The sequence below is a fragment of the Streptomyces sp. NBC_01478 genome, assembly GCF_036227225.1.
GTDB lineage: Bacteria > Actinomycetota > Actinomycetes > Streptomycetales > Streptomycetaceae > Streptomyces.
Window position 1 is genome coordinate 8,129,850 of record NZ_CP109444.1, and the last position, 13,294, is coordinate 8,143,143.

General features: G+C 69.6%; 11 protein-coding genes and 1 pseudogene. 2 read left to right on the forward strand and 10 right to left on the reverse strand.

The features are described from left to right. Positions 1-39 precede the first annotated feature (39 nt). Positions 40-1,623 (forward strand): acyl-CoA carboxylase subunit beta, encoded by a 1,584-nt coding sequence (locus OG223_RS36895; RefSeq protein WP_329258243.1) that lies wholly within the window; start codon positions 40-42, stop codon positions 1,621-1,623. Between the two features lie 56 nt (positions 1,624-1,679). Continuing rightward, positions 1,680-1,868, forward strand: coding sequence for an acyl-CoA carboxylase subunit epsilon (locus OG223_RS36900; protein ID WP_329258247.1), 189 nt, complete (start codon positions 1,680-1,682; stop codon positions 1,866-1,868). Between the two features lie 66 nt (positions 1,869-1,934). On the opposite strand, the gene OG223_RS36905 is transcribed toward OG223_RS36900, so the two are convergent. From OG223_RS36905 to OG223_RS36945, 10 genes and pseudogenes are all read right to left on the reverse strand, one after another. Then, a complete protein-coding gene (locus OG223_RS36905; RefSeq protein WP_329258250.1) occupies positions 1,935-2,066 on the reverse strand; it encodes a hypothetical protein in 132 nt (43 codons plus the stop codon). Between the two features lie 25 nt (positions 2,067-2,091). Next, positions 2,092-2,451, reverse strand: a pseudogene (locus tag OG223_RS54010) (NACHT N-terminal Helical domain 1-containing protein); the annotation flags it as partial. A gap of 68 nt (positions 2,452-2,519) precedes the next feature. Beyond that, positions 2,520-3,101 carry a GTP-binding protein gene (locus tag OG223_RS36910; RefSeq protein ID WP_026150693.1) on the reverse strand — a complete coding sequence of 194 codons (582 nt, stop codon included), beginning with the start codon at positions 3,099-3,101 and terminating at the stop codon, positions 2,520-2,522. Next, positions 3,082-3,654 carry a DUF742 domain-containing protein gene (locus OG223_RS36915; protein ID WP_026178547.1) on the reverse strand — a complete coding sequence of 191 codons (573 nt, stop codon included), beginning with the start codon at positions 3,652-3,654 and terminating at the stop codon, positions 3,082-3,084. Before OG223_RS36915 ends, OG223_RS36910 begins: the two co-directional genes overlap by 20 nt. 93 nt (positions 3,655-3,747) lie before the next feature. After that, the gene (locus OG223_RS36920; RefSeq protein ID WP_200686390.1) at positions 3,748-4,161 is read right to left on the reverse strand and encodes a roadblock/LC7 domain-containing protein; all 414 of its coding nucleotides are present in this window, start codon (positions 4,159-4,161) and stop codon (positions 3,748-3,750) included. Between the two features lie 10 nt (positions 4,162-4,171). Continuing rightward, positions 4,172-7,474 (reverse strand): sensor histidine kinase, encoded by a 3,303-nt coding sequence (locus OG223_RS36925; RefSeq protein WP_329258256.1) that lies wholly within the window; start codon positions 7,472-7,474, stop codon positions 4,172-4,174. 401 nt (positions 7,475-7,875) lie between these two features. Next, a complete protein-coding gene (locus OG223_RS36930) occupies positions 7,876-8,451 on the reverse strand; it encodes a GTP-binding protein (protein WP_006375318.1) in 576 nt (191 codons plus the stop codon). Next, positions 8,432-8,830: a DUF742 domain-containing protein gene (locus OG223_RS36935; protein WP_019058642.1), complete on the reverse strand. Its 399-nt coding sequence runs from the start codon at positions 8,828-8,830 to the stop codon at positions 8,432-8,434. Before OG223_RS36935 ends, OG223_RS36930 begins: the two co-directional genes overlap by 20 nt. A gap of 111 nt (positions 8,831-8,941) precedes the next feature. Further along, positions 8,942-9,355, reverse strand: coding sequence for a roadblock/LC7 domain-containing protein (locus OG223_RS36940; protein ID WP_005479910.1), 414 nt, complete (start codon positions 9,353-9,355; stop codon positions 8,942-8,944). 11 nt (positions 9,356-9,366) lie between these two features. Next, on the reverse strand, positions 9,367-13,293 hold the full coding sequence (locus OG223_RS36945) for a sensor histidine kinase (protein WP_329258259.1): 3,927 nt from the start codon (positions 13,291-13,293) through the stop codon (positions 9,367-9,369). Between the last annotated feature and the right edge of the window lies 1 nt (position 13,294).

Sequence of the window (13,294 nt, forward strand, 5' to 3'; positions counted from 1 at the left end):
ACGGCGCCCTTTCCTTGGTGTCCTTCGTAGGGTCAGTACATGACCGTTTTGGATGAGGCGCCGGGTGAGCCGACGGACGCGCGCGGGCGAGTGGCCGAGCTGCACGAGATCCGTGCGCGGGCACTGGCCGGCCCGAGCGAGAAGGCGACCGAGGCGCAGCACGCCAAGGGGAAGCTGACCGGCCGGGAGCGCATCGACCTGCTCCTCGACCCCGGGTCCTTCCGCGAGGTCGAGCAACTGCGCCGGCACCGCGCCGTCGGCTTCGGCCTGGAGGCCAAGAAGCCGTACACGGACGGTGTCATCACCGGCTGGGGCACGGTCGAGGGCCGCACGGTCTTCGTCTACGCGCACGACTTCCGGATCTTCGGCGGCGCGCTGGGCGAGGCCCACGCCACGAAGATCCACAAGATCATGGACATGGCCATCGCGGCCGGCGCGCCCCTGGTCTCCCTGAACGACGGCGCGGGTGCGCGTATCCAGGAGGGCGTCTCCGCCCTCGCCGGGTACGGCGGCATCTTCCAGCGCAACACCAAGGCGTCCGGCGTCATCCCGCAGATCAGCGTGATGCTCGGCCCGTGCGCGGGCGGTGCGGCCTACAGCCCCGCCCTGACGGACTTCGTGTTCATGGTCCGTGAAACGTCCCAGATGTTCATCACCGGCCCCGACGTCGTGAAGGCGGTGACGGGCGAGGAGATCACCCAGAACGGCCTGGGCGGCGCGGACGTCCACGCCGAGACGAGCGGCGTCTGTCACTTCGCCTACGACGACGAGGAGACCTGCCTCGCCGAGGTGCGCTACCTGTTGTCGATGCTCCCGCAGAACAACCGGGAGAACCCGCCCCGCGCCGAGTCGAGTGACGAGGCCGAGCGCCGCTCGGACATCCTGCTGGACCTGGTCCCGGCCGACGGCAACCGGCCGTACGACATGACCAAGGTCATCGAGGAGATCGTCGACGACGGCGACTACCTGGAGGTCCACGAGCGCTGGGCCCGCAACATCATCTGCGCGCTGGCCCGTCTCGACGGCCAGGTCGTCGGCATCGTCGCCAACCAGCCGCAGACCCTCGCAGGCGTCCTGGATATCGAAGCGAGCGAAAAAGCTGCGCGCTTTGTCCAGATGTGTGACGCTTTTAACATTCCGATCGTTACGTTCCTGGACGTTCCGGGATTCCTTCCCGGCGTCGACCAGGAGCACGGCGGAATCATCCGGCACGGAGCGAAGCTGCTCTACGCGTACTGCAACGCCACCGTGCCGAGGATTTCGCTCATCCTGCGCAAGGCGTACGGAGGTGCCTACATCGTCATGGACAGCCAGTCCATCGGCGCCGACCTCACCTACGCCTGGCCCACCAACGAGATCGCCGTGATGGGCGCCGAAGGTGCCGCCAACGTCATCTTCCGCCGTCAGATCGCCGACGCCGAAGACCCCGAGGCCATGCGGACGCGGATGGTCAAGGAGTACAAGTCCGAGCTGATGCACCCGTATTACGCGGCTGAGCGCGGACTCGTCGACGACGTCATCGACCCGGCCGAGACCCGCGAGGTACTCATCAAGTCGCTCGCGATGCTGCACACCAAGCACGCCGACCTGCCCTCGCGTAAGCACGGCAACCCCCCGCAGTAATCCAGCGGATTCCTCGCGGTACACCCGCGGAAACCTCATCCACGGAGACTGAACCTATGAGCACCCCTGACATTCGTGTCGAGAAGGGCCACGCCGAGCCCGAGGAAGTCGCCGCCATCACGGCCATCCTCCTGGCCCGCGCGGCGGCTGCCCCGGCGACCGAGACCCACCGTCCGCTTCCCAAGGCCGGCTGGCGCCGGCTGGAGCGCGAGGGTGGATTCCGGGCTCCGCATAGCTGGCACTGACGCCTTCAGCGCGTTCACGGCGGCCCCACTCTTCTTCGGGAGGGTGGGGCCGTTGGCGTTTGGGGGTCAGGCGATGGTGAGGTCCTTGACCGGGAGGTCGAGGGCGGTGATGGGGGCGCCGTCGGGAGTCCGGCAGGACCTGAAGTGCAGCGAGCCCAGGGAACTGAGGTCGGGGTAGGAACGGGAGTCCCCAGGCACCACGCAGTCGTACAGCCGGTTGCGCGTCGGCCGCGAGGACCGCCTCGTCGGACAGGTTGGCGCGCGCGAACGTGTCGCACACCCCGTTGAGAGCGGCCTCCCGGCTGCTCTCGTCGAGGCCGCGGAACTCCTGGGCCAGGAACGGCTCGATCCGCGCGGCCACGGCGTCGGCCATCCCCTCGAACTGGCGCTGGAGGCTGCGCCGTTGCCGTAGTCCGGGTACGCGCAACCGCGTGAGTTCCTCCATCGGCAGCCGGCGCTCCTGCTCCCGCCGTTTACCCCCCAGCCACATCTGCGCCGCCGTGTTCGCCACGGTCGTCCCCAGGCGTAATGCAGCCAGCTCCGCGCTCATCCCGTCCCCCTCGCCGGATTCAAGAGCGTTCATTGTGGCAGCGGGCTACGACAAAGGGGCCCTCTCCGGAAGGAAAGGGCCCCTCGACACAAGCGAGTTGGCTACCGCAGGCGCGCCATCAGCGCGTGCTCCACCAGCGTGATGAGCGCCGACTTCGCGTCCGCGCGGTGGCGCGCGTCCGTCGTGATGATCGGGGTGTCCGGGCCGATCTGGAGCGCCTCACGGACCTCGTCCGGGTTGTACGGCTGCGAGCCGTCGAAGCCGTTGAGGGCGACGACGAAGGGCAGCCCGCTGTTCTCGAAGTAGTCGACCGCGGGGAAGCAGTCGGCGAGACGGCGGGTGTCCACCAGGACGATCGCGCCGATCGCGCCGCGCACCAGGTCGTCCCACATGAACCAGAAGCGGTCCTGACCCGGCGTACCGAAGAGGTACAGGATCAGGTCCTGGTCCAGGGTGATACGGCCGAAGTCCATGGCCACCGTGGTGGTCGTCTTGTCTCCGGTGTGGGTGAGGTCGTCGATGCCCGCGGACGCGGACGTCATCACAGCCTCGGTACGCAGCGGGTTGATCTCCGAGACGGCCCCGACGAACGTGGTCTTGCCCACGCCGAAGCCACCCGCCACCACGATCTTCGCCGAGGTGGTGGAGCGGGAAGGCCCTCCGCTAGAGCTTGCGAAGTCCACTGAGCACCCTTTCGAGCAATGTCACATCTGGCTGGCCGCCGGCGTTCTCGTCGCCGCCGGGTTGATGAATGGCGACCAGGCCCGCCTCCGCCAAGTCGGCGACGAGGATCCTGGCCACACCGAGAGGGATCGTCAGCAGGGCCGAGATCTCGGCCACCGACTTGATCTCCCGGCAGAGGTTGCAGATCCGCTGATGCTCGGGCAACTGGCCCTGCATCTGGTGCGGCTGCGCGGTCGTGTGCACCAGCGCCTCGATGGCGAGCTGGTAGCGGGGGCGGGTCCGGCCGCCGGTCATGGCGTACGGACGCACCAGGGGATTGCTCGACGACCCCGCGGGGGCCGCCTCGGGGGAACGGCGATGCGGCTGCACCGGCTGGATGCGCGGCGCCGGCGGCTGGTCGTACGGTGACGGACCGGGGCCCTGCGGGTACTGAGGGTGACGCGGGGACGGCGAGGAGGGGAAGTTGTACCGGTTCTGGGAACCGTCGCCCTGCCCCTGGCCGGGGCCGTACGACCAGTTGCCCGAAGACGAACCGCCTGGGGGTGTTGCCACTTTCTCCTCCTCCGACTGTGCCGGGCACCCATCAATGTGGAGCCGCGTCCCGAAACCTTATGGCTCAGAACGCCAAAACGCACCGTCCGCTGGTTAGTTGAGAAGGCTCCCTTGGAGCTCTGATCGAAGGTCCGGGGTCAGGACCGAGCCGGTACGGTCCACCAGAAGGGCCATCTCGTACCCAATGAGGCCGATGTCCGCCTCCGGATGTGCGAGGACCGCGAGCGAGGAACCGTCGGACACGGACATGATGAAGAGGAATCCCCGCTCCATCTCCACAACCGTCTGGTTCACGCTGCCGCCCTCGAAGATGCGCGAGGCACCGGCGGTCAGTGAGGTAAGACCCGACGCTACGGCCGCCAACTGATCGGCACGGTCACGCGGGAACCCTTCGGACATCGCCAGAAGGAGTCCGTCGGCGGAGACCACCACCGTGTGGGAGACACCCGGGGTGTTGTCCACGAAGTTGGTGATCAACCAGTTCAGGTTCTGCGCCGCCTGGCTCATCGGGCTCACACTAACGCTCCTGGTTGTAGGTGCTGCCAGAGCCGAAGCCCTGACCGTTCGTTTCGCTGCCTTCGCTGCGCCCCCGCTGGACCCCTCGGCGCAGGTTGCTCAGCCTGCCCCGGATGTCCTCGGGAGCGCGGGAGACCTGGGGGCCTCCCTGAGGGGTGCTCTCGGCGGTGCCCTCGACCAGGTTGGCCTTGGGTACCCGCCGCGGCAGGCCGGAGGAGGTGACCCCGCCCGCCTTGGGCTTCTTCAGCGCCGACGCCTGCTGCCAGCGCTCGTCGTTCGCTGACCGCCAGTCCGTCGTGCCCGTGCTGCCGTTGGCGCTCGCCGTGCCGAAGACATCGACCTTGCTCTCCGGTGCGGAGGCCGAGGGCCCCTGCTGCGCGGGCTTCGAACCGTTCGCACCGCTCGCGGCCGAACCGCGGCGCGGCAGCCCGGCGTCGGTCAGCGCGTGGACGGCGGAAGGACCCGGTCCCGGACGCTCGAAGCCTACGTGGTCCCGCTCACTCACGTCAGCGGCCTGCGTGGACTCCGCCTCGGGAGCGTACTGGTCCGGGTACCCGTTGCGGTAACCGTCCTGCTGGGGCCAGTCGTCCTGGTAGGACGGCTCTTCGAAGCCCGAGAAGGTCTCCGAGGCCAGGGAGTGCGCCGACGCGTGCTCCTCCTGCGCCGGCTCCGCGTACCCGGTCTCCGGGTAACCGCCGTTCGCCGGGAAGGAGTCGGGGAAGGCTTCGGCCTGCGGCACCGCGCCGTTCGGCGCGAAGTACTGCTCGTCGTACGAGGGTTGGCGCGGCTCGTCGTACGACGTCTGCTGCTGCTCCTCGTACGCCGGCTGGCCGGTGAAGCCCGTCGGCTGGTCCTGGTAGCCCTGCTGGCCGTTGCCGTACGGCTGCTGTTGCTGCGAGTCGTCGAACTCGGAGGGGAACTCCGGGTAGTCGCCCGCCTCCAGCTCCTGGCCCGGCTTCTGGGACTCCAGGGCCGCGCGGCGCTCCTCGCGCATCAGCGAGCGGCCCACCGGGTCCAGCTCGCGGATGTCGTCCGGCACCTCGGAGTAGCGGGTGTCGTCGAAGCCCAGCTCGGCGGCCGTGCGCAGCGGGGTCTGGTTGAAGTCCTCGCCCTGGTACTGCGGTTGCGGCTGCTCCGGCATGATCTGCGAGACGGTGAACTCGTCGCGCTGGAGCTGCGATTCGCCACCGCCACCGTGGGTGATCGCGTCCGGCAGCATGACCAGCGAGGTGGTGCCCGCCTGCTCGCCGGAGGGGCGGAGCTGGACGCGGATGCCGTGCCGGTCGGAGAGGCGGCCGACCACGAACAGGCCCATGCGCTGGGAGATCGCGACGTCCACGGTCGGCGGGTTGGCCAGCTTGTGGTTGATGTCCGCGAAGTCCTCGGCGGTGAGGCCGATGCCCTTGTCGTGGATCTCGATCATCACGCGGCCGTCGGGAAGACGGGTCGCGGTGACGCGAACCTTGGTCTGCGGGGAGGAGAACGTCGTCGCGTTCTCCAGCAGCTCGGCGAGCAGGTGCACGAGGTCGGTCACGGCGCGGCCGTGGATCTCGGCCTCCGGGACACCCGACAGCTCGATGCGCTCGTACTGCTCCACCTCGGAGGAGGCGGCGCGCAGCACGTCGACCAGCGGGACCGGCTGGTCCCAGCGGCGGCCGGGCTCCTCGCCGGCGAGGACCAGGAGGTTCTCGCCGTTGCGGCGCATACGGGTCGCGAGGTGGTCCAGACGGAAGAGGTTCTCCAACTGGTCCGGGTCGGCCTCGTTGTTCTCCAGGTCGGTGATCAGGGTCAGTTGGCCCTCGATCAGCGACTGGTTGCGGCGCGAGAGGTTGGTGAAGATCGCGTTGATGTTGCCCCGCAGGAGGGCTTGCTCGGCGGCCAGTCGTACGGCCTCGCGGTGGACCTGGTCGAAGGCCCGGGCGACTTCGCCGATCTCGTCGGTCGTGTTGATCGGGATCGGGGAGATCCGGGTGTCGACCCGGCCGGGGTCGGTGCGCGAGAGCTGGTCGACCAGCATCGGCAGCCGCTGCTCGGCGATGCCGAAGGCGGCGTTGCGCAACTGGCGCATCGCGCGGCTCATCTGGCGGGCGACGGCACCGGCCAGGATGAAGGCGAGGAGCAGGGCGACGACGACGGCGGCACCGGTGATGATGGCGTCGCGCTTGGCGTTGTCGGCGATGTCCGACGCCTCGCTCACCGCGGTGTCGGCCTTGTCTTCCTCGATCTTGCGGTATGCCTCGTACTTGAGGGTCGTGCCCGCCCACCAGTTCTGCGCGGTGATGCCCTTCTCTGCGAGAGCCGCGCGCGCCGAGGCGTCCGTGGTCTGCAACTGGGACATCCCCGTGATCATGTCGATCGGGTTGGCCGGCGGCGGTACGTAGGTCTCGTTGGCGGCCTTCGCCTGCGCGGCGGCCTGCTTCACCATGGCCGTGCCGTCGGTCTTGACCTTCGCCATGGCCGTGTTCAGCTTCGCGATGTCCGCGTCGGTACCGCCCGCCTGGTACTCCTGGATGGCGATGCCCTCCAGGTAGGCGTACGAGGTGATGGCGGTGCGCTGGGTGGCGAGGCTGCCCTGGCCGGGGCCCGGCTTGACCAGCAGGTGCATGCCGATGGAGCGCTCCAGGGAGAGCGCGCCCTTGGCGAGTGCGATGGCGTAGACCGAGCGGCCGTAGCTGGTGATGTTGCCGGTGCCGAGGCCCAGTTCGTTCGAGAACTCCAGGAGCGGATGCTCCAGGTTGACGTAGGCCTCTTCGGTCTGCACACCGGTGAACTTGGTGGTGTACGCGGCGGCCCGGATGGACTGGAGCTGCGGCTCCACCTTGCGGAAGCGGCTGAGCCGGCGCTCCAGGCCCGACTGGTCCGGCATGTTCTGCGCGGCCTTGTCGAAGGTGTCCGCGGCGTCGTCCGTGGCCTTGCGGGCGGCGACGACCGTCGGGTCCTTCACGCCCTTGCCCAGCAGCAGCGGTGCGGCGGTCGTGTCACGCTCGTTGGTGATCGCGTTGCTGTAGGTCAGGGCCGCCTGCACCAGGCGGGCGGTCTTCTCCGCGTCCTCCGCGTTCTGCCAGGTGTCGATCGAGCTCCGTACCTGGAAGCCGCCCATGACCAGGCCGACCACCACGGGTATGAGCAGAATCGCGTTCAGCCTGGTCGGCACCCGCCAGTTGCGGGGGGAGAAACGGCCGCCGCTCGGAGCGGGTGGCGCCGTGGGCTCCGAGCCTGGCACAGGGGCGGGCGCCGCTCCGCGCGGCGGCGGGGTGAAGTTGCCCCGGGCCGACGGCTCGGGACCGTTCTTGCTTCGCCTCACTCGACCAACAACCTTCCGGCGGTCGGCACCTATCGTCGTGCCGCAGTGTCTCAAGCCCGTCAACGACCTCTGCTTATCAGTACGTCGTTGACTATTGGGCAGTTCAGGCATTCCAGCACGTCAGCCTGCGCGATTCCAAACAGTCGGAACCGCGGATTCCGAGTGATGTAAGCCCCAGATAAAACGGTCATAAAGAGCGAGCCCCGCCAAAAGGCGGGGCTTTGTTAGCGCAGTGGCACCGGATGACCGCGACGCGTTGCGGTACCACCCGATTCCTCTGCCGAAACGTTATGAACACCGGGGCCGACCGTGTCAAAGGCCACAGCCGACTCCGGTGTGTCTACGACAACTGCCGTATGGCGCTGCCGACTTGTGAACTGCATGTCGAGGCCCGCCGAGAGCTACCGCAGTCGGGCCATGAGCGCGTGCTCGACCAGCGTGATCAGCGCACTCTTCGCGTCCGAGCGGTGCCGGGCGTCCGTCGTGATGATCGGCGCGTCCGGACCGATCTGCAGTGCCTCGCGCACCTCCTCCGGGTTGTACGGCTGGTGGCCGTCGAAACCGTTGAGGGCGATGACGAAGGGCAGCCCGCTGTTCTCGAAGTAGTCGACCGCGGGGAAGCAGTCGGCGAGACGGCGGGTGTCCACCAGCACGACGGCGCCGATCGCGCCGCGCACCAGGTCGTCCCACATGAACCAGAAGCGGTCCTGACCCGGCGTACCGAAGAGGTACAGGATCAGGTCCTGGTCCAGGGTGATGCGCCCGAAGTCCATGGCCACCGTGGTGGTGGTCTTGTCCCCGGTGTGGGTGAGGTCGTCGATGCCCGCGGACGCGGACGTCATGACGGCCTCCGTGCGCAGCGGGTTGATCTCCGAGACGGCACCCACGAACGTGGTCTTGCCGACGCCGAAGCCACCCGCCACCACGATCTTCGCGGAGGTGGTCGCCCGCCCTCCGTCAGAGCTTGCGAAGTCCACTGAGCACCCTTTCGAGCAGCGTCACGTCCGGTGCGCCGCCGTTGTTCTCGTCGCCGCCCGGCTGGTGGATGGCCACCAGTCCGGCCTCGGCGAGGTCCGCGACGAGGATCCTGGCCACACCGAGGGGCATGGCGAGGAGTGCCGACACCTCCGCGACCGACTTGACCTCGCGGCACAGGTGGCAGATGCGCTGGTGCTCAGGGAGCAGTCCCATCAGCGCTGCCGGGTCGGCCGTTGTGCTGATCAGTGCCTCGATGGCGAGCTGGTAGCGCGGCCGGGTCCGGCCGCCGGTCATCGCGTAAGGACGTACCAGCGGCTGGTCGCCCTCGTCCCCGTACGGCTCGGCGTACGGATCATGAGAGGCGGTGGGCGGGGTCATGAATCCTCCGGGCGGGACAGCAAGTCGGTCGGGCTAGCCGTCTGACAGGGCCGGTGGGGGGATTGTGGCGGCCGGACGGTGATTTGGTGAGACGGGTGGTGCCGGGGCCGGTCAGTGAAGCAGACTGCCCTGGAGTTCGGCGCGCAGGTCCGGTGTGAGGACCGCCCCTGCACGGTCGACGAGCAGTGCCATCTCGTAGCCGACAAGGCCGATGTCGCACTCGGGGTGCGCGAGCACGGCCAGGGACGAGCCGTCCGAGACGGACATGAGGAAGAGGAATCCCCGCTCCATCTCCACGACCGTCTGTGCGACGTCGCCGCCCTCGAAGATCCGGGATGCCCCGGCCGTCAGCGAGGTGAGCCCGGAGGCCACGGCCGCGAGCTGGTCGGCGCGGTCGCGCGGGAAGCCTTCCGACATGGCCAGAAGGAGTCCGTCGGCAGACACGACGACGGTGTGGGACACACCCGGGGTGTTGTCCACGAAGTTGGTTATCAACCAGTTGAGGTTCTGTGCCGCCTGGCTCATCTGGCTCAAAACTAACGCTCCTGCTGGTGAGTGGGGCTGGGGAAGCTGCCGGTCTGGCCGGTACCCGTACCGGCCTGTCGACCCTGTGCGATGCCCCGACGGAGATTGGTCAGCCGGCCGCGTACGTCATCAGGCGCACGGGAGACCTGCGGACCGGTTTGGTGCTGTTGCTGCTGTGCCGTACCCGGGACGAGGTTCGCCCTGGGCACCCGGCGCGGCAGACCGGAGGTGGTGACGCCGCCCGCGGCCGGTTGCCGTACGCGCTCTGCCTGCCGAACGAGATCGTCGTTCGGCGAGCTGCGCCAGGCACCGCCCGTGGGACGCTGAGGGGGTGTCGCCGGAGCCTGCGGTGCCTGCGACTGCGGGGCGGGAGCGGAGCCGTTGCTCTGGTGCGAGCCGTTGCTCTGCGCTTCCGCCTGCTGGCCGTGGAACCAGTTGGTCTCCAGCGTGTCGTACAGCGGCGTCCTGCCGTCGCCGGGACCCGTGGCAGGCGGCAACGCCTCGGGCTCCTGGCGGGTGGGACGCTGCGGGGCGGGTGGCCGCCGGTCGCCGAGGTCGGCGCCGTTGCGGTTCCCGTTGACCTGCGGTCGCTCGAACTGCCCGGTGTTCGCGGGGTTCTGACGGTTCGGCAGATTGTGCTGACCGGTGGAGCCGTTGTCAAAGCCGGGTGTCGCGAACTGGCCCGTGGAGCTCGGGTCGTACGCCTGCGGGACCGCGAACTGTCCCGTGTTGGCCGGATTGGACGGGTTGTTGGCCTGGCCCGAGGGACCGCCGGCCGGCGCGCCGAAGACGTCCGAGCGGACGAACTGGCCGCCGTTCTGCGGGGAGTTGGCGCCGGGACGCGGGGCGTCGAAGTCCGGCCGCGGGAACTGCCCGGTGTCCTGGGGCCCGCTCGTGCCCGGACGCGGGAACTGCCCGCTGTCCTGCGACCCGTTCGCGCCCGGCCGGGGGAACTGGCCGGTGTTCTGCGATCCGTTGGCGCCGGGACGCGGGAACTGGCCCGTGTTCTGCGCCCCGTTGCTGCCCGGGCGCGGGAGCTGGCCGCTGTCCTGTGCGTCGAAGCGCGGTATCGCCGGCATCTCCGTCGTGGCCGCGGGACCCTGGTGGTCGTCGATGCGCGGCATCCGGGAGGTCTGCTCGGCGTCGCGCTCGTCGTGACCGCGCGGGGCGTCGAGGTTGCCGCGGCCCAGCGGGGGCTGCGCGTTCTCGTCGCTCCAGCTCGGGCGCTGGTTGTTGCCACCGGGCAGCTCGGCCCGCGCACCACCGCGCGGCGGGAGCTGCGGCTGACGCCCACGGCGCCGGCCTCCGCCGCGGGGCGGCTCGGGCTCGTCGTTGCTCGTGCGCTGCGGCGGTACCGGGTTGTTCTGCGGCGGCATCCCGCCGAAGGCGTCCTGGCGACCGTCACCGAAGCCCTGCGGGGCGCCCGTGCCGGCGGACTGGAGACCCTGGGTGGCACTCGGCGCCTGGCCGAAGAGGCCGCCGCCGTTCTGCCGGCCCTGCGGCGCGGAGGGACCCTGCGGGCCACGCGCACCGCCCGGACCACCGGGACCGCCCGGACGTCCACCGCCCGCACCGGGCAGCGCGGCCCGCGGGCCCTGACCGGCACCGACCTGGCCGCGCGGAGCGGCCCCGGCACCGAGAAGTCCACCGTTGCCACCGGCGGGCGCACCCGCGCCGAGCGCGGAGCCACCCTGGCCGTTGCCCCGGCGGGCCGCACCGGCGCCGGCCGCGGCGGCTGCCGCAGCGGCACCGACGGCGGCCTGACCGGGCTTGCCCGGAGCGGGCTTCTTGCCGCCCTGGGCGACGTCGACGGGGAGCATGACCAGCGCGGTCGTACCACCGGAGTCGGACGGGCGGAGCTGGATGCGGATGCCGTGGCGCTGGGACAGCCGGCCGACCACGAACAGACCCATGCGGCGGGAGACCGAGACGTCCACGGTGGGCGGCGAGGCGAGCCGCTCGTTGATCGCCGCGAGGTCCTCGGGGGAGAGGCCGATACCGGTGTCGTGGATCTCGATCAGCACACGGCCGTCGGGCAGCGCGTGACCGGTGACCTTGACCTTGGTCTGCGGCGAGGAGAAGGAGGTCGCGTTCTCCAGCAGCTCGGCGAGGAGGTGCACGAGGTCGTTGACCACGCGGCCGGCCACTTCGGTGGTCGGCACGGAGGAGAGCTCGATGCGCTCGTACTGCTCCACCTCGGAGGCGGCGGCGCGGAGCACGTCGACCAGCGGGACCGGACGGGTCCAGCGGCGGCCGGGCTCTTCACCGGCGAGGACCAGGAGGTTCTCACCGTTACGGCGCATGCGGGTCGCGAGGTGGTCGAGCTTGAAGAGCGAGGAGAGCTGGTCCGGGTCGGCCTCGCGGGACTCCAGCTCGGAGATGAGCGAGAGCTGACGCTGGATGAGGCCCTGGGAGCGGCGCGAGAGGTTGGTGAACATCGCGTTGACGTTGCCTCGCAGGAGGGCCTGCTCGGCGGCGAGGCGGACGGCCTCGCGGTGCACGTCGTCGAAGGCCGCGGCCACCTGGCCGATCTCGTCCCGGGAGTGCACACCGACCGACTCCACGGACGTGTCGACGTCCTGCGGGTCGGACTCGGAGAGCTGCTTGACCAGTTCGGGCAGCCGGTCCTGGGCGACCTTGTTGGCGGTCTCCTGGAGGCGGCGCAGCGAGCGGATCATGGACCGGGCGATGACGAAGGCGCCGACGAGGGAGACACCGAGCACCAGCAGGATCAGCGCACCGGAGATGATCGCCTCGCGCTCGGAGGCGGAGCGCAGCTCGCGGGCCTTCTGCTCCATGTCCTCGAGGAGCGTGTGCTCGATCTTCTTCATCTGCTCGATCTTGGTGGAGCTGTCGTCCACCCAGTCCTTGTAGGACCGCTTGTCGAGCGAGCTCAGACCGTTGGCGTTGTCGAGGACACGCTGGGCGTAGGTGTCGGCCGACTCGATGATCGGGTTGCTGTCCTCGATCGGCGTGATGAGCTCTTCGGCACCCTGGTCGCCGTAGATGTTGCGGAAGATGCTCAGTTCCGACTTCTCGCTCTCCAGGGCCGAGTCGGCGTACAGCCGGTCGTTCGCGGAGAGGTCGCCCTCGACCGTGTTGCTGGCCGGCAGGGCCGCCGCGATCACGGCGCGCTGGACGGAGGAGAACTCCTTGGCGGCGGAGAAGGCCGCCAGGGCGCGGGTGCGCTGGATCATCTCCGGGTTGCTGGTGGCCTCCGCCATGTCCTGCGAGAGGTCGAGCAACTGGGTGATCAGACGGTGGTAGGCGTCGACCGTCTGCGTCGAGTTGTCCTTCGACTGATACGCCGACTTGCGGATCTTGTCGAGGTTGTCCAGCTCGGTCGCGAGACCGACCAGGCTCTCCCGGACGCCCTGGAGGTTGCCGCTCTTGGCGGCGGTGTCCACCTCTTCCGAGGCGTTGATGAAGTTCTCGCGGGCGCGGTCGGTCTTGTCCTCGTAGCCCTTGACCTCGTAGTCGGTGGCCTTGCCACCGTGCGCGAGGGGGCCGGCCGACAGGTCGCGCTCGTCCTGGAGGGCGGTGGCGAGCGCGGTGGCCTGCTTGGTCATGTCCGTCAGCAGCTTCATGTTGTCGAGCTGCTGGATGTCGGTCATGGAGTCGCTGATGCGCAGGGCGCCCAGCGAGGTGGCCGCGACCACCGGGAGCGCGAGCAGCGAGACCAGGCGCGTGGAGATGCGCCAGTTACGCAGAGCGACGCGCGATCCGGGTCCTGGCGCGCCGGACGGTGGCTTCACCGGCGGCGCGGGGGTCGGGGCTGCGGACACACCGGGGCGCCCGGGGCCTCCACCGTCGCCTGACGGCGCCGGGCCCGGGTTCTGGGCGTGCTGGGGCGAGGAGCTGCCGGTCTTGGGGCCAGCCCCGCCATGCGGCTCCGGCTCCGCCGAAGCACTGCCATCCCTCTTGAAACGTCCCTGCACT